This is a genomic window from Streptomyces sp. NPDC007901 (genome assembly GCF_042959465.1).
Taxonomy (GTDB): Bacteria; Actinomycetota; Actinomycetes; order Streptomycetales; family Streptomycetaceae; genus Streptomyces.
This window is the reverse complement of sequence record NZ_JBIBKW010000021.1, coordinates 1-19,154: the sequence shown is the minus strand read 5'-3', so window position 1 is coordinate 19,154 and position 19,154 is coordinate 1. Positions and strand designations below refer to the sequence as shown.

Here is a 19,154-nt window from a genome sequence, read left to right as displayed (position 1 = left end):
ACGGTACCTGGCAGCGCGGTCAGTGCTCGGTGCCGAGATGGCTCATCTGCGCGGACGGGTAGCGGGTGCCCGCCGCCGCGTCCGCCGGTACGGCCTCCTCGATCGCCGCCAGGTCGGCCGCGTCCAGGGTGACCTCCAGCGCGCCCAGCGACTCGGCGAGCCGCTCACGGGTGCGGGCGCCGACGAGCGGCACGATGTCGTCGCCGTGCCGCGCGCCCCGGGACAGCACCCACGCGATGGCGATCTGGGCGACGGTGACGCCCTTCTCGTCGGCGATCTTGCGCAGTGCCTCGACGAGGTCGAGGTTGTGCTGGAGGTTGTCGCCCTGGAAACGCGGCGAGAAGGCCCGGAAGTCGCCCGCGCCGAGCTGCCGGTCGCGGGTGAAGTGGCCGGAGATCAGGCCCCGGGAGAGCACGCCGTACGCGGTGATGGCGATGCCCAGCTCGCGGGTGGTCGGCAGGATCTCCCGCTCGATGTCCCGGGTGATGATCGCGTACTCGATCTGCAGGTCGGCGATGGGCGCGGTGGCGGCGGCCCGCCGGATGTTGTCCACGCTCGCCTCGCTGAGGCCGATGTGCCGGACGTGCCCCTTCTCGACCAGTTCGGCGATGGCGCCGACCGTCTCCTCGATCGGCACGTCCGGGTCGACGCGGGCGATCCGGTAGACGTCGATGTGGTCGACGCCGAGCCGCTGCAGGGAGTAGGCGGCGAAGTTCTTCACGGCGGCCGGGCGGCCGTCGTATCCGCTCCAGCCGCCGTCCGGGTCGCGCAGGGCACCGAACTTGACGCTGGTCAGCGCCTTTTCGCGGAGGGCGGCGGGGGCGGTGCGCAGGGCCTCGCCGATCAGCATCTCGTTGTGGCCCATGGCGTAGAAGTCGCCGGTGTCGAGCAGGGTCACGCCGGCGTCGAGGGCGGCGTGGATCGTGGCGATCGACTCGGCGCGGTCGGCCTCGCCGTAGAGGGCGGACATGCCCATGCAGCCGAGGCCGAGGGCGGAGACCTGGGGGCCGGTGGATCCGAGGGTGCGGGTGTGCATCGTCATGGCTCCACCTTGGCATGACAGCTGACAGATTTCAATATCTGTCATTCCATAGTCGTCACACCTTTCCCGGAATGGTCCAGACCTATTGACGGGAGGTCTGGACCACGAGCACTGTCATGCCTACGACACCTCACCGCACCCCCACCGGGAGGACCGCTCATGCTCCGCCGCACGCTGCGCCTGCTGGCCGCCGGTCTCACCACGGCCGTACTGGCCCCGCTCGCGATCGCCACCGCGCCCACCGCCTCGGCCGCCGACACCTGCGCGGTCAAGTCCCGTCCCGCCGGCAAGGTCCTGCAGGGCTACTGGGAGAACTGGGACGGCTCGGCCAACGGCGTCCACCCGCCCTTCGGCTGGACCCCGATCACCGACTCCCGGATCGCCGCCCACGGCTACAACGTGATCAACGCGGCCTTCCCGGTCATCCGCTCCGACGGCACCGCGCTGTGGGAGGACGGCATGGACACGGGCGTGAAGGTGGCGACGCCCGCCGAGATGTGCGCGGCGAAGGCGGCCGGCCAGACGATCCTGCTGTCGATCGGCGGCGCGACGGCCGGTATCGACCTCAGCTCCGCCACCGTGGCGGACCGGTTCGTCGCGACGATCGTGCCGATCCTGCAGAAGTACAACTTCGACGGCATCGACATCGACATCGAGACCGGCCTGGTCGGCAGCGGGTCGATCTCCCAGCTCTCCACCTCCCAGGCCAACCTGGTTCGCATCATCGACGGGATCCTGGCCCGGATGCCGTCCAACTTCGGCCTCACGATGGCCCCGGAGACGGCGTACGTCACCGGAGGCAGCATCACCTACGGCTCGATCTGGGGCGCCTACCTGCCGATCGTCAAGAAGTACGCCGACAACGGCCGCCTGTGGTGGCTCGACATGCAGTACTACAACGGCAGCATGTACGGCTGCTCGGGCGACTCCTACGCGGCGGGCACGGTCGCCGGCTTCACCGCGCAGACCGACTGCCTCAACAAGGGCCTGGTCGTGCAGGGTACGACGATCAAGGTGCCGTACGACAAGCAGGTCCCGGGCCTGCCCGCCCAGTCAGGGGCGGGCGGCGGCTACATGGCGCCGAGCCTGGTCTCCCAGGCCTGGAACCACTACGGCACCTCCCTCAAGGGCCTGATGACCTGGTCGGTCAACTGGGACGGCTCGAAGAACTGGACCTTCGGCGACAACGTGAAGGCACTGCAGCGCCGTTGAGCCCGGACGGCCGGGGCGGGGTACGCCGGACGGGGACCGTCCCCGCCCTCCGTTCGACAGGCCCCGCCCCGGCTCCGAGAATGGAGATGTCGGCGAGCAGTCTCCCCGGCGGCGCCTGCCGCCGGCCGGCCGTGCGCACTCCGCGCCGCCCGAGGAGACCGCCATGACTCTCCGTATCGCCACGTTCAACGCCGAGAACCTGTTCCGCCGGGCCACGGTCTTCGACCTGGCGGACGCGGCTCTGCGCAAGCAAGTCCTCGACGAGTTCGCCGAGTTGGTCTCCCTTCTCGACCACCCCGTGTACTCCGAGGCGGACCAGCACCGGATCGCCGAGCTGATCGAGAAGTACAAGGCCTACGACCTGGACCCGGAGAACCCTCCGCCGATCTACGTCAACCAGACCCGGGGCGGCACCGCCCAGCTCTTCAGGAAGAGCGGACCCGAGCACGACCCGGTCATCACCGTCACCGCCAAGGGCCGCCCGCACTGGGCGGGTTGGGCCGAGCTGGTGCAGGACGACGTCGACATCGACGTCGTGAAGAACACCGGCCGGGTGGTCACCGAGGTCAACGCCGACGTGCTGCTGATGGTCGAGGTGGAGGACCGGCTGTCGCTCGACCGCTTCAACACCCAGGTCCTGGGCGGGCTGCTGCACAAGCGCCCCTACCCGTTCAACATGCTGATCGACGGCAACGACAGCCGCGGCATCGACGTCGGGATCCTCAGCCGGCTGCCGATCAGGTCGATACGGTCGCACATCGCCGACAAGGACGCGCACGGGGAGCCGGTGTTCAGCCGGGACTGCCCGGAGTACGAGATCGATCTCAACGGGTCCCCGCTGTGGATCCTCGGCAACCACTTCAAGAGCAAGCGCGGCGGCGGACTCGCCCGGCGCAAGGCCCAGGCGGAGCGGGTCGCGGAGATCTACGAGGCCGCGCTGGAGCGTTCCCCGCACGTCCTGGTCGCCGGTGACCTCAACGACTCCCCCGACAGCGAGCCGGTGCGGCTGCTGCTGGACACGGGCCTGCGGGACGTGATGAGCCACCCCGGCTACGCGGGCGAACCCGGCACGTACGGCACCGGGCACACGCTCAGCCAGAAGATCGACTATCTGCTGCTGTCGCCGGAGCTGTGGGGGCTGGTGCGGCACGTGGACGTGGAGCGGCGCGGGGTGTGGGCACCGAGGACGTTCAAGTCGTTCGACACGGTGACGTCGAAGGCGAACGAGGCGTCCGACCACGGGGCGCTCTTCGCCGACCTGGACCTGTGAACACGGCGGTGCCGGGCCCCCGCACGGGGACCCGGCACCGGTACCACAGGCTTCAGCTGCCGATCAGGCGACCCGCGAGGTAGCCCTCGATCTGGTCCAGCGACACCCGCTCCTGCTTCATCGAGTCACGCTCACGCACCGTGACGGCGTTGTCCTCGAGCGTGTCGAAGTCGACGGTGACGCAGTACGGCGTGCCGATCTCGTCCTGGCGGCGGTAGCGGCGGCCGATGGCGCCGGCGTCGTCGAACTCGATGTTCCAGTTCTGCCGCAGCGCCTGGGCGAGGCCCTTGGCCTTCGGGGACAGCTCGGGGTTGCGGGACAGCGGCAGGACCGCGACCTTCACCGGGGCCAGGCGGTGGTCCAGGCGGAGCACCGTGCGCTTCTCCAGCTTGCCCTTGGCGTTCGGCGCCTCGTCCTCGACGTACGCGTCGAGGAGGAACGCCAGCATCGCGCGGCCGACACCGGCCGCCGGCTCGATGACGTACGGCGTCCAGCGCTCCCCGGCCTCCTGGTCGAAGTAGGAGAGGTCCTGGCCGGAGGCCTTCGAGTGCGCACCGAGGTCGTAGTCCGTCCGGTTGGCGACACCCTCCAGCTCGCCCCACTCGTTGCCGCCGAACTGGAAGCGGTACTCGATGTCAGCGGTGCGCTTGGAGTAGTGGGAGAGCTTCTCCTTCGGGTGCTCGTACCACCGCATGTTCTCCTCGCGCAGACCCAGGCCGGTGTACCAGTTCCAGCGCTGCTCCATCCAGTACTCCTGCCACTTCTCGTCCTCGCCCGGCTTGACGAAGAACTCCATCTCCATCTGCTCGAACTCGCGGGTCCGGAAGATGAAGTTGCCGGGCGTGATCTCGTTGCGGAAGGACTTGCCCATCTGCGCGATGCCGAACGGCGGCTTGCGGCGCGAGGTGGTCTGCACCTGGGCGAAGTTGGTGAAGATGCCCTGGGCGGTCTCCGGGCGCAGGTAGGCGACGGAGCCGCTGTCCTGGGTCGGGCCGAGGTGGGTGGAGAGCAGACCCGAGAACTGCTTGGGCTCGGTGAACTGGCCCTTGTTGCCGCAGTTCGGGCAGTTCACGTCCGCCAGGCCGTTCTCCGGGAGGCGGTTGTGCTTGGCCTCGTAGGCCTCCTCCAGGTGGTCCGCGCGGAACCGCTTGTGGCAGGCGGTGCACTCGGTCAGCGGGTCCGTGAAGGTGGCGACGTGACCGGAGGCCACCCAGACCTCGGGGGCCAGGATGACGGACGAGTCGATGCCGACCACGTCCTCGCGCGACGTCACCATGTAGCGCCACCACTGGCGCTTCAGGTTCTCCTTGAGCTCGACACCCAGCGGCCCGTAGTCCCAGGCGGCGCGCTGACCACCGTAGATCTCACTGCACGGGAATACGAAGCCTCGGCGCTTGCTCAGGCTGACGATGGTGTCGATCTTGTCGGCGGCCACGGTGCTCTCTTCATTACGACGACGGGCGACGAAGCGAGACGCTTCAGAGCGAATGCTTCAGCGTACCGGCGGGGGCTCCCCCTCAACCAAATCGGATCCCCTTACCGGCCTCTCACCAAGGCTTGTTGACAACGGTTTCCATGTTTGTTGAAAATGACTCTCATGAACGTACGACGAGGCCTGATACCCGCGGCCGCCGCGACCACCGTCACCGCACTCGGCATAGCCACCCTCACGGCCTGCGGCGGCGACGCCACGGCGGCCCAGACCGGCAAGTTCGACGTCGTCGCGTCGTTCTACCCGATGGCCTTCCTCGCCGATCGGATCGGCGGCAGCCACGTCCACGTCACCAGCCTCACCTCGCCCGGCCAGGAACCGCACGACCTGGAGATCAGCCCCAAGCAGATCGTCCAGGTCGAGAAGTCCGACGCCGTCCTCTACCTGAAGAACCTCCAGCCCTCCGTCGACGACGCGGTCGCCCAGTCGTCCGTGCAGACGAAGATCGACGCGGCCTCCCTGACCACGCTGGAGAAGCACGGCAACGAGGTCGGCGGCCACGCGGCCTCCCACGACGCCTCCAAGAACGAGGAGCTGTCCGGCCTCGACCCGCACATCTGGCTGGACCCGGTGCGCTACGCCCAGGTCGCCGAGGGCGTCGGCAAGGCCTTCGAGAAGGCCGACCCGGACCACGCGGCCGACTACAAGAAGAACACCGCGGCCCTGGTGAAGAAGCTGGACGCCCTGAACACCCAGTTCAAGACCGGCCTCGCGAACACGAAGTCCAAGGTCTTCATCACCACCCACGCGGCCTTCGGCTACCTCGCCGAGCGCTACGGCCTGACCGAGGAGGCCATCAACGGCCTCGACCCCGAGTCGGAGCCGAGCGCCGCCCGCGTCAAGGACCTGGAGACCATGGCCAAGGCCGACGGCGTCACCACCGTGTTCTACGAGACGCTCGTCAGCGACAAGACCGCCAGGACCATCGCCGCCGACGCCGGACTGAAGACGGACGTCCTCGACCCGATCGAGGGCATCACCGCCAAGTCCCGCGGCAAGGACTACTTCGCGGTCCAGGAGGCCAACCTCAAGGCGCTCCAGCAGGCGCTGGGCACCAAGTGACACAAGCGACACAGGCGACAGGAGACGACGAGATGAGCGGCGAGCCCGTCATATCCCTGCGCGGCGTGACCGCCGAGCTGGGCTCGCGCCCCGTCCTGCGCGGCATCGACCTCACCGTGCGCCGCGGTGAGGTCGTCGCGCTGCTCGGCGCGAACGGCTCCGGCAAGTCGACCGCGATCCGCACGGTCATCGGCCAGGTGCCGGTGAGCGGCGGCGAGATATCCCTGTTCGGCACCCCGCGCCGTACCTTCCGCGACTGGTCCCGGATCGGCTACGTCCCGCAGCGCACCACCGCCGCCGGCGGCGTCCCCGCCACCGTCACCGAGGTCGTCTCCGCCGGCCGGCTCTCCCGCACCCGCTTCGGCCTCTTCCGCAAGGCCGACCACGCGGCCGTACGGCACGCCCTCGGCCTGGTCGGCATGGCGGACCGGGCCAGGGACAACGTCGAGGCGCTCTCCGGCGGCCAGCACCAGCGGGTGCTGATCGCCCGCGCGCTGGTCGCCGAGCCCGAGCTGCTGATCATGGACGAGCCGATGGCGGGCGTCGACCTGGCCAGCCAGGAGATCCTCGCCGAGACGCTCCGCGAGCAGGTCGCACAGGGCACCACGGTCCTCCTCGTCCTGCACGAACTGGGCCCGCTGGAGCCGCTGATCGACCGCGCGGTCGTGCTCCGCGACGGCTGCGTCCTGCACGACGGCCCGCCCCCGCGCGCCCTCGGCCAGCATGCCCTGCCCGGCCACGACCACGTCCACCCCCACGACGAGCACACACCACTGCGCACGGGACTGCTGAGCTGATGGACTTCCTGAACTACGCCTTCATGCAGCGGGCCCTGCTCGCCGCCGTCCTGGTCGGCATCACCGCCCCCGCCGTCGGCATCTACCTGGTCCAGCGCCGCCAGGCCCTGATGGGCGACGGCATCGGCCATGTCGCCATGACCGGCGTCGGCCTCGGCTTCCTGCTCTCCGCGTCCCCCGTCTGGATGGCGACGGCCGTCTCCGTCCTCGGCGCCATCGTCATGGAACTGATCCGCTGGTACGGCCGCACCCGCGGCGACATCGCCCTCGCCATGCTCTTCTACGGCGGTATGGCCGGCGGCGTGATGCTGATCAACCTCGCGCCGGGCGGCTCCAACGCCAACCTGATGTCGTACCTCTTCGGCTCGCTGTCGACGGTGTCGGAGTCCGACGTCACCGCGATCTGCCTGCTGGCCGCCTTCGTCCTCCTGGTCACCCTCGGCCTGCGCCGGCAGCTGTTCGCCGTCAGCCAGGACGAGGAGTTCGCCCGGGTGACGGGCCTGCCGGTGCGGGCGCTGAACCTGCTCACGGCGATCACCGCGGCGGTGACCGTGACGGTCGCGATGCGGGTGGTGGGCCTGCTCCTGGTCTCCGCGCTCATGGTCGTCCCGGTGGCCGCCGCCCAGCAGCTGAGCCGCAGCTTCGCGGCCACCTTCGCGATCGCCGTCGCGATCGGTGTGACGGTGACGATCGGGGGCACGATCACGTCGTACTACCAGTACGTCCCGCCGGGCGCGACGATCGTGCTGCTGACCATCGCCGCGTTCATCGCGCTGAGCGTGCTGGCCACCCCGCTGGCCCGCCGACGCGCCCGCGCGGCCGCCGCCCGACGGCCCGCGGGGGATCCGGCGGAGTGCGCGATTCCGGCCGGGCGGGGGGCCGCCGACGAGGTCGGCGTCTGAACGCCCCCGGCCCGGGCTGGCACAATGGCCCGGCAGAGGCAGTGACGTGAGGAGGCAACCGGTGACGACCGCTGGACAGCCCGTGAAGGGCCGCTCGACCCGTCAGCGGGCAGCCGTGGCGGCGGCCCTGGACGAGGTCGAGGAGTTCCGCAGCGCGCAGGAACTGCACGACATGCTCAAGCACAAGGGCGACTCGGTGGGCCTCACCACGGTGTACCGCACGCTCCAGTCCCTGGCCGACGCCGGCGAGGTCGACGTCCTGCGCACCTCCGAGGGCGAGTCGGTGTACCGGCGGTGCTCCACGGGGGAGCACCACCATCACCTGGTCTGCAGAGTCTGCGGCAAGGCCGTCGAGGTCGAGGGCCCCGCGGTCGAGAAGTGGGCGGAGGCCATCGCGGCCGAGCACGGGTACATGAACGTGGCCCACACCGTTGAGATCTTCGGCACGTGCGCGGACTGTGCCGCGGGGTGCACCGCAGGTTGAGCCGACGCGTGCGGGTACGTGGGGGCTGGTCGCGCCCACGCGGCGGTAGCCGCATATCGGATACAGCCCCGCGCCCCTGAAGGGGCGCTTCGGCTCAGCTTCGTCCGAAGCAGTGCTCCAGCTCGTTCAGGTCGTAGAACTTGGAGCCCTTCTTGATCGGGTGGCAGCCTGCCTTGAAGGCGATCTCCTTCTCGTTGTAGAGCATGCGCACCAGGTAGTCGTCGCCCTTTTTGAAGACGTCCCACTGGATGTTGGAGGCGAGGGAGGCGGCGTCGGCGCCGCGCCAGGGGTTGTTGGCGTAGGTGTAGTCGGTGCCGGGGGTGGCGGGCTGGTCGCTGCCGGGGAGCCGCATCAGGGCGGCCAGCGGGATGATCTCCTCGGCGTGGGTGAAGCGCAGTTCGGCGCCCAGGGTGCTGGTGCCGTCGCGCTTGGCCTCGACCTGCTTGAAGAGGTCGTCGAGGAGGGGCTGGGCCATCTTGTAGGTGATGTCGCTGTCCGAGAAGCTCGGGCCCTTCTCGTAGAAGTCCTCGGCGTCGCTGAGATAGCCGAACCAGGCCGCGTCGCGCGGGGCGAGGTAGCGGTCGAAGTCCCAGCCCTTGCCGTCCGGGCTCTCCTCGCTCATGGCGGGGGCGATGGCGTAGAGGTTGTAGACGGCGGTGGCGGCGGTGATGTCGTCGGCCGTCGAGGAGAACTCGCCGTTCACGATGCGCCGCACGAACGCCGGCTTGAAGATCTTGCCCAGGACCCGGGCGGCCGCCCGGTGCGAGGCCGGCTGGTCGGTGATCGACTTGAGGGTGGCGGCGAGGCGCTCGTCGCTCGCCAGCCACTTCTGGTAGTCGGCGCCGCCGGACGACTTGTGGAAGTAGAGGAGGTTCTTGTCGACGCGGGCGGTGCCGAGGGAGGCCTTCAGCGCCGGGTCGGCGTCGGTGAGGGCGGTGGAGAAGACCGTACCGCTGTCGACCGCGCGGCCCTGGCCGGAGCTGACGACGTCGATCTTCTCGCCGTTCTCGGCGATCGAGGAGAAGAGGGACGGCAGGCGCTTCTCGAGGCGGACGGCGGTGGCGCGGAGTTCGTCCCTGCCGCGCCCGCTGAGGTTGCCGTAGCCGACGGCGCTCATGGCCGCTTCGAGGGCCTGCACGTCCGGGCCGAACTTCTCCCCGAGCGGGGTGAGTTGGCCGTCGGCCTTCGCCTGGTTCCACAGCGCGAGGATCGTGTCGCCGTCCTCGCCGTCGGTGGCGGAGCGGGAGCCGTGCCGGGAGACGTTCTCGGTGAGGACGGCGGTGTAACCGGCGGGCGGCTGCCGGTAGGTCCGCGGGTTCTGTCCGGGGGAGTAGACGGCCTTGGTGCCGTAGCTGTCGCGGTGGGTGAGCCCGGTGTCCGTGGCGTGCGCGGGCAGCGCGGTCAGGAGCAGGGCGCCGAGGGAGACAGCAGGGATGACGCGCTTCATGAGGACCGTTCCAGAGGCGGGAGACCGGGGCGGTGGCCGTGGATCTTCCGCATCCTCGACGGCCCTCGTGAACGGCGGATGGCGGTCAGTCGCCCTCCTGGTTGCCCTCCATGGCCAGTAGCTCCTCGTTGGGGATGGCACCGCCGAACCGCCGGTCCCGGGAGGCGAACTCGACGCACGCACGCCACAGGTCACGGCGGTCGAAGTCGGGCCAGAGCACGTCCTGGAAGACCATCTCGGCGTAGGCGCTCTGCCAGATCAGGTAGTTGGAGGTGCGCTGCTCGCCGCTGGGCCGCAGGAACATGTCCACGTCCGGCATGTCCCCGTAGTACATGTGCTTCTGCAGGGTCTTCTCGGTGATCTTCGACGGGTCGAGGCGGCCCGCCTTCACCTCCTCGGCGATCGCCTGCACCGCGTCGGTGATCTCGGCACGGCCGCCGTAGTTCATGCAGAAGTACAGGGTGAGCCGGTCGTTGTCCTTGGTCTGCTCCTGAGCGACCTGGAGCTCCTTGGCGACCGACTTCCACAGCCGGGGCATCCGGCCCGCCCAGCGCACCCGGACGCCGAGTCCGTCGAGCTGGTCGCGGGACTTGCGGATGAAGTCACGGTTGAAGTTCATCAGGAAGCGGACCTCTTCGGGCGAGCGCTTCCAGTTCTCGGTGGAGAAGGCGTACAGCGAGATGTTGCGGACGCCGATCTCGATCGCGCCCTGCAGCACGTCCAGCACCTGCTCGGCGCCGACCTTGTGGCCCTCGGTGCGGGGCAGCCCGCGCTCCTTCGCCCAGCGGCCGTTGCCGTCCATGACGATGGCCACATGGCCCGGGACCAGCTCACCCGGGAGCTTCGGCGGGCGGGCACCGGACGGGTGCGGCTCCGGCGCCTGGTACTCGCGGCGCTGACGCCCCAGGATCCCGCGTACGACCATGTGCTTCTCGTCTCCCTCTAGCTCTTCTCTACGTACCTGAGCGAGCGCAGCCCGCGCTCCAGATGCCAGTGCAGATAGGCGGACACCAGCCCGCTGCCCTCCCGCACGTACCGCGCCTCGGCCGTGTCCGCCGTCTCCCAGTCTCCCGTAAGCAGCGCGCCGAGGAGTACCAGGGTCTGCGGCGAGGGTACGACGCTGCCGGGCACCCGGCAGTCGACGCAGACGCTGCCGCCGGAGCCGACGGAGAAGAAGCGGTTCGGGCCGGGCATGCCGCACTTGGCGCAGGCGTCGAAGCTGGGCGCGTAGCCGTTGACGGCGAGGGAGCGGAGGAGGAAGGCGTCGAGGACGAGGTGGGGGGCGTGCTCGCCCCGGGCGAGGGTCCTGAGCGCGCCCACCAGCAGCAGGTACTGCTGCACGGCCGGCTCGCCCTCGTGGTCGGTGAACCGCTCGGCGGTCTCCAGCATGGCCGTCCCGGCGGTGTACCGCGCGTAGTCGGCGACGATTCCGCCGCCGTACGGCGCGATGGTCTCGCTCTGCGTGCACAGCGGCAGCCCGCGCCCGACCAGCTCGCTCCCCCGCGCGAAGAACTGCACGTCGACATGGGAGAACGGTTCCAGCCGCGCCCCGAACTTCGACTTGGTCCGCCGCACCCCCCGCGCGACGGCCCGCACCCGCCCGTGTCCCCGCGTGAGCAGGGTGATGATCCGGTCCGCCTCACCCAGCTTCTGGGTGCGCAGGACAATGCCGTCGTCCCGAAAGAGACTCATCGCGCATCGCCCCGAAACGGCTGGGGGTACGCCCCGCGGCACAGCCGCAATCGGATGCAGTGACCCCCGCGTGGCCACAGCATGATCCCGTCCGCCTCACCCGGCTTCTGGATGCGCAGAACAATGCCGTCGTCCCGAAAGAGACTCATCGCACATCGCCCCGAAACGGCTGGGGGTACGCCCCGCGGCACAGCCGCAATCGGATGCGGTGACCCCCGCGTGGCCACAGCATGATCCCATCCGCCTCACCCGGCTTCTGGGTGCGCAGCACGATGCCGTCGTCGCGGAACAGGCTCATGGCCCCATTCTGCCCTGCCGCGGCGGGGTGCCGTTCCGGAACGGCACCTTCAAGGGACCTCGCCGCGGCTGCGGGCGTTGGCGTGGGCGGTGGCCGCGCTGAGCCGTTCGGCCTGGGTCGCGACGCGGACGGCGTCCGGGTGCGCGTCCCACTCCCGTCCTCCCCCGTACGGCCGCAGCTGCACGTAGGGGCCTTCGTGCCCCATGACGATGCCCAGCCGCCCGTTGCGGGTGTCGACGGCACACGAGCCGATGGGGAGGTTCTTCGCGTTCACCTCACCTGGCTCCCCCGCCCCTGGGAATTTCACGCTTCGCATCACCGGGGTGGCGCTGTGTGCCTAGACTCGGCCGGAGTCTGTCCCGGTCGGCCGGTTCGGCCGGTTCCGGGTGGAGGCGCTCGGCCGGACCGCCTACAGCTCCGGCGGCCCCTACATCAGGCCCGCCCCCGCGAGGTACTTGCCCACGCACTCGGTCTCCGCCTCCGACAGGGCCACCTGGGGCTCGGCCGTCGCCGGGCAGTCGATGACCCCCCGCAGGTGCAGCGCCGCCTTGAACGCCCCGAGCGCCGCCGAACTGCCGCCCATCCGGGCCGGGTTCCCGACGCCGACCATGCGGAAGAGGGCGCACAGCCGCTCCTGTTCCGCCCGGGCCCGGTCCCAGTCACCGGCCCGGCAGAGGCGGTACAGGCGGACGTAGCCGTCCGGGTCGACGTTGGCGAGACCCGGGACCGCCCCGTCGGCGCCCAGCGCGAGGGCCGAGTCGACGGTCAGCTCGGAGCCGGTCAGCACGCTGAAGCCGGGGAGCTGACGGCTGCCCGTGACGACCTCGCGGAAGGCCGCCAGGTCACCGCTGGAGTCCTTCAGCCCGGCCAGCACCCCGTCGGCGGCCAGCTCCAGGACCAGGTCGGCGGGGAGCTTGGTGTGGACGGCGACCGGGATGTCGTAGGCGATCACCGGGACCGGCGACCGGTCGGCGACCAGGCGGAAGTGGCGGGCGATCTCGGCGGGGTGGGTGCGGGTGTAGTAGGGGGCGGTGACGACGATCCCGTCCGCACCGGCGGCCGTGACGGACGCGACGTGGTCCAGGACCCGGGGCGTCGTCATGTCGATCACCCCCGCAAGGACCGGGAGCCGCCCACCCGCCTGGGACACCACCGTCTCCGTGACCAGCCGGCGCTGCCGGTCCGTCAGATACGCCACCTCCGACGTCGAGCCGAGCACGAACAGGCCGTCCACCCCGGCCTCCGTCAGATGGTCGACGAGCCTCTTCAGGGAGACGACGTCCACCTCGCGGTCCGGTGTCAGGGGCGTGCAGACGGGCGGTACGACACCGGTCAGCGGGGTGGGCAGCGTCATCAGGGCTCCTGGGGCAGGCTGTGGCTCGGCTGGTCCTCCTCCAACGGATGGTGACAGCGGTAGCGGTGCGCGGGGCGTGACGCGGCCGTGAAGTCAGGCATGCGGACGGCACAGGCGTCGTCCGCCCGCCAGCAGCGGGTGCGGAACGGGCACCCGGACGGGGGGCGGCTTGCCGAGGGCACTGGACCGGTCAGCGGGATGGGGTCGACGGGATTCAGCAGGCCGGGGGTGGCCGAGAACAGGGCCCGGGTGTACGGGTGCCGGGCGGCGCCCGTGACCTCGGCGGCCGGGGTCTCCTCGACGATCCGGCCCAGGTACATGGTGATCACCCGGTCGCTCATCCGCCGTACCGTCTGGATGTCGTGGGAGACGAAGACCATCGCGAGACCGAGGCGTTCGCGCAGGTCGAGGAGGAGGTTCAGGATCTGGGCGCGGACCGAGACGTCCAGGGCGCTGGTCGGTTCGTCCGCCACCACCAGGTCGGGGTCCAGGGCGAGCGCGCGGGCGATCGCGACGCGCTGGCGCTGGCCGCCGGAGAGCTGCCCGGGGAGGGCCTCGGCGAGGGCCCGGGGCAGACCGACCAGGGCCATCAACTCCCTTACCCGGTCCTCCCGTTCGGGCCGGGTGCCGCGCTCGTGGACGTCCAGCGGGTCGCGCAGGATCCGGCGTACGGGCAGCCGGCGGTTCAGGGCCGCCGACGGGTCCTGGAAGACCATGCCGGTGCTCGCGCCGACGGTCGCCCTGCGGTCGGCCGCCGGCATCGACCACAGGTCGCGGCCGTGGAAGGTGACCGTGCCCGCGGTCGGCCGCTGGATGCCCACCAGCACCTTGGCCAGCGTGGACTTCCCGCACCCCGACTCGCCGACCACGCCGACCGTCTCGCCGGGCGCCACGGTGAGGTCGGCGCCGGTCAGCGCGTACACCCGGTCGCGGCCGAGGACGCCTCCGCCGCGGGCCTTGTGGACCACGTGGACGCCGGTCAGCTCCACCGCGCTCATGTCACCGCCTCGGTGCTCGCCAGGTCGGCGGCCGGGTGGTGGCAGGCCGCGGTGTGGGTGGGGGTGCCGAGGAGCGCCGGTGGGGTCGTCCGGCACACGTCGGTCGCCGCGGGGCAGCGGTCACTGAACCGGCAGCCCGCCGGGAAGTCGGCGGGGGACGGGACCACGCCCCTGATCTGGGTCAGCCGCTCGGCCCCGGACTCCAGCGACAGGACGCTGCCGAGGAGGCCGCGGGTGTAGTGGTGGGTCGGGGAGCCGACCAGTTCGGCGGTGACGCCGGTCTCGACGATCTGGCCGCCGTACATCACCACCACCCGGTCGGTGACGTCGGCGACCAGCGCGAGGTCGTGGGAGACCAGGATCAGTGCGAAGCCGAGTTCCTCGCGGAGGCGGAGGAGGAGTTCCATCACCTGGGCCTGGACGGTGACGTCCAGGGCGGTGGTCGGTTCGTCGGCGATGATCAGGCGGGGGCCGCGGGAGAGGGCCATCGCGATGAGGACGCGTTGGCGCTGGCCGCCGGAGAGTTCGTGGGGGTAGCTGGGGAGGGTGCGGGTGGGGTCGAGGCCGACGAGCGCGAGGAGTTCGGTCGGGGTGCGGTGGCCGCCGCGTCTCACCAGCTGTTTGAGCTGGGCGTTGATGGTCATGGAGGGGTTCAGGGAGGAGAGGGCGTCCTGGTAGACCATCGCGATCTCGTGGCCGAGGAGGCGGCGGTGGGGGGTGGTCAGGTCCACCGGCGGCTGCGGGTGCGTTGTGCCTGGTCGCGCCCCCGCGGCGGCAGCCGCATATTCGACACTGCCCCGCGCCCCCGGCGGGGCGCTCCAGGCAGCGGTGTCGAAGAGGATCTCGCCTGTCACTCTCGCCGTCTTGGGTTGCAGGCCCATGACGGTCAGAGCCGTCAGGGACTTGCCGCAGCCCGACTCGCCCACCAGGCCCAGGACTTCGCCCGCATGAACCTCGAAGGTGATGCCGTTCACGATGTTCGTGCCCCGGTGACGGTCGGGGAAGGCGATGGTGAGGTTCTCCACGGACAGGACCGGCGGGCCCTCCCGGGAGGGGAGGGGACGGGCACGCCGTCGTAGCCGGTCGGCCGCCTCGGTCAGGGACGGCAGCTCCGGGGCCTCCCCCGGCTCAAGTACCTCCACAGGCTCCGTCGGTTCCGTCTCCCTCGGTGCCGGGGACGCCCACGCGTCCGAGACGCCCTCGGAGAGGATGTTGAGGGAGAGGACGGTGAGGAGGATCAGGAGGCCGGGGAAGACCGTGGCCCACCAGCCGCCGGTGAGGACCATGTTCTTGCCGTCGGCGATGACGCTGCCCCAGGAGGGGTCCGGGGGACGGACGCCCGCGCCGATGAAGGAGAGGGAGGCCTCGAAGACGATGGCCTCGGCGACCTGGACGGTGCAGAAGACGAGGACGGGGGCGGCGCAGTTGACGGCCACGTGGCGGAGCACGATGTGCGGGGTGCGGGCGCCGATCACCCGTTCCGCGGTGACGTAGTCCTCGCCGTACTGGTCGAGGACGTTCGCGCGGACCACCCGGGCCACCGGCGGGGTGAAGAGGAAGGCGATCGCGCAGATCAGGACGGTGAGACCACCGCCGAAGACGGAGACGAGGACGGCGGCCAGGGCGATGCCGGGGAACGCCATCACCACGTCCAGGCAGCGCATCAGCGTCTCGTCGACGGCTCGTCGGGAGGTGGCCGCGAGGGCCCCGAGCAGCGCGCCGGCGACGAGGGCCAGGGCGGTGGCGCCGAGGCCGATGGCGAGGGACCAGCGGGCGCCGTACATCAGCCGGCTGAGGATGTCCCGGCCGAGGCTGTCCTGGCCCATCCAGTGGTCGGCGGAGGGGTGCCCGGTGCCGTCGACGGGGGCCTGCTGGGCGAGCGGGTCGTCCGGGGCGAGGAGGGGCGCGAGGAGCGCCACCAGGACGACGACGGCCAGGAAGGCGAGGGCCGTCCTCGACAGCGGGGTCAGCCTGCGCAGCCGTACGCCGGGACGGGCGAGGGCGGCGGTGAGGCCGGTGCGGGTGAAGGTCGTCATGTCGCCTCCCTCAGACGCGGGTTGACCAGCAGGTAGAGGATGTCGATGACGAGGTTGACGACGACGAAGCCGGTGGCGGTGGTGAGGACGACGCCCTGGACGACGGCCGGGTCGCCGTTCTGGACGGCGTCGATCATCAGCTTGCCCATGCCGGGCAGGGCGAAGATGGTCTCGATGACGACGGCGCCGCCGAGGAGGTAGCCGACCCGCAGGCCGAGCACGGTCAGGGGGTTGACGAGCGCGTTGCGGAGGACGTTGCGGCCGACCACGACATGGGGTGGCAGGCCGCTGCCGATCGCGGTGCGGACGTAGTCCTTGTCGAGTTCCTCGACCACCGAGGTGCGGACGATCCGGGTGAGCTGGGCGGCGACCGGCAGGGAGAGCGCGAGGGCGGGCAGGGCCATGGTCTTCAGCCAGCCGGTGACGGAGTCCTCGGGGTTGATGTAGCCGCCGGCCGGGAACCAGCCGCGGTCGACCGCGAGGTACTGGATCATCAGCAGCGCCAGCCAGAAGGCGGGGGCGGCGACGCCGATCAGGGAGAGCACCCGGATGGCCTGGTCCGGCCAGCGGTCCCGGTGGATGGCCGCGGTGACACCGCCGGCGAGGGCCAGGACGACGGCGATGCCGAGGCCGAGGAAGGTCAGCTGGAGGGTGAGCGGCAGGGCGGTGAGGACCTGGTCGAGGACCGGGGTGCGGGTGAGGGCGCTGGTGCCGAGGTCGCCGTGGAGCAGGTCGCCGACGAAGTGGAAGTAGCGGACGGGGAGGGGGTCGAGGAGGCCGTTGTGGGCGCGGAAGGCGTGCAGCTGCTCCGGGGTGGGGTTGGCGCCCTGGAAGAACGCGGACGCCGGGTCGACGTCGGAGAAGCCCATCACCAGGAACACGAACAGGGCGATGCCGAGCAGCAGCGGCACCAGCAGGGCGACGCGGCGCAGCAGGATGCGCAGGACGGCGGTCATGCCGTCAGACCCACTTGGCGGTGAGGACGTTGATGCCGGGGTAGGGCTGAGCCCTTATGCCGGTGAGTCTGCGCGGGTCCCAGGCGGTGATCAGCTCGTTGTGGACGACCGGGTAGAGGACGGCCTGTTCGGCGACGACGTCGATGTAGTCCTGGATCATCGTCCTCTTCTTCCCGGGGTCCGGTTCGCGGGTGGCCGCGTCCATGGCCTTGAAGAGCTGCCTGGCGACAGCGTTGTCGGCCCAGCGGGCGTAGCCCGTCCAGAGGTTCTCGGGGCCGTAGTTGTAGTGCATGATCAGGTCGGCGTCGAGGCCGAACTGGTTGGGGTTCGAGACGGCGGCGACGACCTGGTAGTCCTGCTTCTGGTCCATCTTGGTGAACACGGCCGTGGTCTCCTGCGGGGACAGGGTGGTGCGGACCCCGATCGCGTCCCAGGACGACTTGATGGTGGGCAGGCAGTCGACGAGCCAGCTCACGTTGACGGCGAGGATGTTCACCCGGAGTCCGCCGACCCCGGCGGCCTTCAGCAGGGCCCGCGCCTTGTCCGGGTCGTAGTCGTAGACCGTTTTCGCGGGCCGGTAGGCGGGGTTGGTCTCGTTCAGGAACGAACTCGCGGGCTTTCCGTGGCCCTTGAGGGCGACCTCGACGATCTTCGCCTTGTCGATGGCGTAGTGCAGGGCCTGGCGGACCCGGACGTCGTCGAACGGCTTGTGCCGCGTGTTGAACATCAGGAACGCGTTGTTCATCCCGGCGCCGCCGCCGACCGAGAGTCCGCCCTGTTCGAGGCGGGGGATGTTGGCGTACGGGATGTTGTCGGAGATCTGCGCGCCCGCGTCGGCCCCGGAGATCCGCGCCACGCGTGAGGCGGCGTCGACGATCGTCAGCCAGTTCATGCGCTCGAAGGCGGGGGCGCGGGGGCCGTTGTAGCGGTCGTACGCGGCGAAGGTGGTGTTCGACTTCGGGTGGTGCCCGGTCTGCCGGTACGGCCCCGAGCCGACCGCCAGTCCCCGGATCGCGTCGTCCCAGGCGCCGGGCCGGGAGAACACGTGCTTCGGCATGATCTTGGCGAGGGTGAGGCGGGCGATCCCGTCCGGGAAGGGGAAGCGGAGCACCAGGTCGACGGTCCGGGTGTCGACCCTGCGGGCCGCCTTCAGCCAGCTCGCGAAGAAGCCGTGGGCGAGGGTCGGGGTGCCCGGGTCGAGGATCCGGTCGAAGACGAAGACCACGTCGTCGGCGGTGACCGGTTTCCCGTCGTGGAAGGTGGCGCCGGGGCGCAGGGTGAACCGCCAGGTCGTGGCGTTCGCGTCGGCGGGCAGCCGGGTGGCCAGCGCCGGGTAGGGGGCGCGGGTGATCGGGTCGGTGTCGGCCAGGCCCTCGTAGAGGTGGTTGTTGGCGGCCATCGCGAAGGCGGAGGCGGTCTGGGTCGGGTCCCAGCTGCCGTCGTTGCCGTAGCCGATCACGGCGGTGAGGGTGCGGCCGGAACCGCCGCCGCCGAGGTCGATGGTCGACTTGGGACCGCAGGCGGTCAGCGTCGGCAGGGTGGTCAGCGAGGCGGCCGCGCCCAGGGCCCCGGCGTGCTTCAGGAACGTCCTGCGTCCGTGGGTCGCCTCGTCGCGCACGGAGCCTCCAGTGTGGGGGAAACGGAGACGTCGGACGTCCTGTGTAAGCGCGACCATAAGAGGGGGTTCGGGGGCGGTCAAGGCAAGGCGCGCGAATGGCGTAAACCGTCAGAGGTGGGACCAATGGCACCCTGATGGCACCCCGGATGGGCGGGAGTTGGCGCCGGGGTGCTACGCGGGAGCGGTCAGCTGGGCCGCCACCGCGGCGCCGTCCAGCCAGACGTTCTCCATGGTCACGGCGGAGTCGGAGTAGTAGGTGCGGGTGCGCTCCTCGCTCTCGGCGCGGAAGTCCTTGCACAGCTGGCGGTAGAAGTCGAGCGCCGCCGGGATGCCGCGCTTCGGGCCGTTCGGGTCGCCGACGACGTCGTGCTCGATGTCGTCGGTGTAGACGGCGACCGACCGTTCCTAGAGACTGAGCGGGAGTGAGTCCTGTTGCCAGGATTCGTGCTCAGCCGAACGCCCCGGACGGTGTTGGGCGTTCTGGTCGACCGCGT

Annotated in this window: 17 protein-coding genes; 6 read left to right on the top strand and 11 right to left on the bottom strand. The window is 70.6% G+C overall.

What is annotated here, in order from left to right; translation table 11 throughout:
- Positions 1–19 precede the first annotated feature (19 nt).
- On the bottom strand, positions 20–1,042 hold the full coding sequence (locus tag ACFZDK_RS43550) for an aldo/keto reductase (protein ID WP_390981408.1): 1,023 nt from the start codon (positions 1,040–1,042) through the stop codon (positions 20–22).
- 159 nt (positions 1,043–1,201) lie between these two features.
- Between ACFZDK_RS43550 and ACFZDK_RS43545 the strand changes: the two genes are divergently transcribed.
- Together ACFZDK_RS43545 and ACFZDK_RS43540 are read left to right on the top strand one after the other, a co-directional pair.
- Positions 1,202–2,254 (top strand): glycosyl hydrolase family 18 protein, encoded by a 1,053-nt coding sequence (locus ACFZDK_RS43545; protein WP_390981406.1) that lies wholly within the window; start codon positions 1,202–1,204, stop codon positions 2,252–2,254.
- Between the two features lie 163 nt (positions 2,255–2,417).
- On the top strand, positions 2,418–3,524 hold the full coding sequence (locus ACFZDK_RS43540) for an endonuclease/exonuclease/phosphatase family protein (protein WP_390981404.1): 1,107 nt from the start codon (positions 2,418–2,420) through the stop codon (positions 3,522–3,524).
- Between the two features lie 52 nt (positions 3,525–3,576).
- Here ACFZDK_RS43540 and ACFZDK_RS43535 read toward each other — a convergent pair whose 3' ends face one another.
- Positions 3,577–4,959 carry a glycine--tRNA ligase gene (locus tag ACFZDK_RS43535; protein ID WP_390981402.1) on the bottom strand — a complete coding sequence of 461 codons (1,383 nt, stop codon included), beginning with the start codon at positions 4,957–4,959 and terminating at the stop codon, positions 3,577–3,579.
- Positions 4,960–5,121: 162 nt separating this feature from the next.
- On the opposite strand from ACFZDK_RS43535, the gene ACFZDK_RS43530 reads away from it, so the two are divergent.
- The 4 genes from ACFZDK_RS43530 (at position 5,122) to ACFZDK_RS43515 (ending at position 8,261) form a co-directional block, all read left to right on the top strand.
- A complete protein-coding gene (locus ACFZDK_RS43530) occupies positions 5,122–6,078 on the top strand; it encodes a metal ABC transporter solute-binding protein, Zn/Mn family (protein WP_390981400.1) in 957 nt (318 codons plus the stop codon).
- Positions 6,079–6,110: 32 nt separating this feature from the next.
- Entirely contained in the window at positions 6,111–6,875 is a 765-nt protein-coding gene (locus tag ACFZDK_RS43525) for an ATP-binding cassette domain-containing protein (protein ID WP_390981398.1), read from the top strand.
- Positions 6,875–7,777, top strand: a complete 903-nt coding sequence (locus ACFZDK_RS43520; RefSeq protein WP_390981396.1) for an iron chelate uptake ABC transporter family permease subunit — start codon at positions 6,875–6,877, stop codon at positions 7,775–7,777. Before ACFZDK_RS43525 ends, ACFZDK_RS43520 begins: the two co-directional genes overlap by 1 nt.
- Before the next feature lie 61 nt (positions 7,778–7,838).
- Positions 7,839–8,261, top strand: a complete 423-nt coding sequence (locus tag ACFZDK_RS43515; protein WP_390981394.1) for a transcriptional repressor — start codon at positions 7,839–7,841, stop codon at positions 8,259–8,261.
- Positions 8,262–8,355: 94 nt separating this feature from the next.
- On the opposite strand, the gene ACFZDK_RS43510 is transcribed toward ACFZDK_RS43515, so the two are convergent.
- The 9 genes from ACFZDK_RS43510 to ACFZDK_RS43470 form a co-directional block, all read right to left on the bottom strand.
- Complete coding sequence (locus tag ACFZDK_RS43510; protein ID WP_390981392.1) at positions 8,356–9,708, bottom strand: histidine-type phosphatase; 1,353 nt, start codon at positions 9,706–9,708, stop codon at positions 8,356–8,358.
- A gap of 85 nt (positions 9,709–9,793) precedes the next feature.
- The gene (locus ACFZDK_RS43505; protein WP_390981390.1) at positions 9,794–10,633 is read right to left on the bottom strand and encodes an isoprenyl transferase; all 840 of its coding nucleotides are present in this window, start codon (positions 10,631–10,633) and stop codon (positions 9,794–9,796) included.
- Between the two features lie 17 nt (positions 10,634–10,650).
- Positions 10,651–11,400 carry a DNA repair protein RecO gene (gene recO, locus ACFZDK_RS43500; RefSeq protein ID WP_390981388.1) on the bottom strand — a complete coding sequence of 250 codons (750 nt, stop codon included), beginning with the start codon at positions 11,398–11,400 and terminating at the stop codon, positions 10,651–10,653.
- 347 nt (positions 11,401–11,747) lie between these two features.
- On the bottom strand, positions 11,748–11,972 hold the full coding sequence (locus ACFZDK_RS43495; RefSeq protein WP_355710796.1) for a hypothetical protein: 225 nt from the start codon (positions 11,970–11,972) through the stop codon (positions 11,748–11,750).
- Positions 11,973–12,125: 153 nt separating this feature from the next.
- Positions 12,126–13,052: a dihydrodipicolinate synthase family protein gene (locus ACFZDK_RS43490; protein WP_390981386.1), complete on the bottom strand. Its 927-nt coding sequence runs from the start codon at positions 13,050–13,052 to the stop codon at positions 12,126–12,128.
- Positions 13,052–14,050: an oligopeptide/dipeptide ABC transporter ATP-binding protein gene (locus ACFZDK_RS43485; protein ID WP_390981384.1), complete on the bottom strand. Its 999-nt coding sequence runs from the start codon at positions 14,048–14,050 to the stop codon at positions 13,052–13,054. The genes ACFZDK_RS43490 and ACFZDK_RS43485 overlap by 1 nt, the downstream gene beginning before the upstream one ends.
- On the bottom strand, positions 14,047–16,086 hold the full coding sequence (locus tag ACFZDK_RS43480) for an oligopeptide/dipeptide ABC transporter ATP-binding protein (protein ID WP_390981382.1): 2,040 nt from the start codon (positions 16,084–16,086) through the stop codon (positions 14,047–14,049). Before ACFZDK_RS43480 ends, ACFZDK_RS43485 begins: the two co-directional genes overlap by 4 nt.
- Positions 16,083–17,042, bottom strand: coding sequence for an ABC transporter permease subunit (locus ACFZDK_RS43475; RefSeq protein ID WP_390981380.1), 960 nt, complete (start codon positions 17,040–17,042; stop codon positions 16,083–16,085). The genes ACFZDK_RS43480 and ACFZDK_RS43475 overlap by 4 nt, the downstream gene beginning before the upstream one ends.
- 4 nt (positions 17,043–17,046) lie before the next feature.
- Positions 17,047–18,660: an ABC transporter substrate-binding protein gene (locus ACFZDK_RS43470; protein WP_390981378.1), complete on the bottom strand. Its 1,614-nt coding sequence runs from the start codon at positions 18,658–18,660 to the stop codon at positions 17,047–17,049.
- Positions 18,661–19,154 lie beyond the last annotated feature (494 nt).

Excerpts from the sequence above, each read along its gene's own strand:
- ACFZDK_RS43550 (WP_390981408.1), bottom strand. The coding sequence starts at position 1,042 with ATGACGATGCACACCCGCACCCTCGGATCCACCGGCCCCCAGGTCTCC.
- ACFZDK_RS43545 (WP_390981406.1), top strand. The coding sequence starts at position 1,202 with ATGCTCCGCCGCACGCTGCGCCTGCTGGCCGCCGGTCTCACCACGGCC.
- ACFZDK_RS43540 (WP_390981404.1), top strand. The coding sequence starts at position 2,418 with ATGACTCTCCGTATCGCCACGTTCAACGCCGAGAACCTGTTCCGCCGG.
- ACFZDK_RS43530 (WP_390981400.1), top strand. The coding sequence starts at position 5,122 with ATGAACGTACGACGAGGCCTGATACCCGCGGCCGCCGCGACCACCGTC.
- ACFZDK_RS43525 (WP_390981398.1), top strand. The coding sequence starts at position 6,111 with ATGAGCGGCGAGCCCGTCATATCCCTGCGCGGCGTGACCGCCGAGCTG.
- ACFZDK_RS43520 (WP_390981396.1), top strand. The coding sequence starts at position 6,875 with ATGGACTTCCTGAACTACGCCTTCATGCAGCGGGCCCTGCTCGCCGCC.
- ACFZDK_RS43510 (WP_390981392.1), bottom strand. The coding sequence starts at position 9,708 with ATGAAGCGCGTCATCCCTGCTGTCTCCCTCGGCGCCCTGCTCCTGACC.
- ACFZDK_RS43505 (WP_390981390.1), bottom strand. The coding sequence starts at position 10,633 with ATGGTCGTACGCGGGATCCTGGGGCGTCAGCGCCGCGAGTACCAGGCG.
- recO (WP_390981388.1), bottom strand. The coding sequence starts at position 11,400 with ATGAGTCTCTTTCGGGACGACGGCATTGTCCTGCGCACCCAGAAGCTG.
- ACFZDK_RS43490 (WP_390981386.1), bottom strand. The coding sequence starts at position 13,052 with ATGACGCTGCCCACCCCGCTGACCGGTGTCGTACCGCCCGTCTGCACG.
- ACFZDK_RS43485 (WP_390981384.1), bottom strand. The coding sequence starts at position 14,050 with ATGAGCGCGGTGGAGCTGACCGGCGTCCACGTGGTCCACAAGGCCCGC.
- ACFZDK_RS43480 (WP_390981382.1), bottom strand. The coding sequence starts at position 16,086 with ATGACGACCTTCACCCGCACCGGCCTCACCGCCGCCCTCGCCCGTCCC.
- ACFZDK_RS43475 (WP_390981380.1), bottom strand. The coding sequence starts at position 17,042 with ATGACCGCCGTCCTGCGCATCCTGCTGCGCCGCGTCGCCCTGCTGGTG.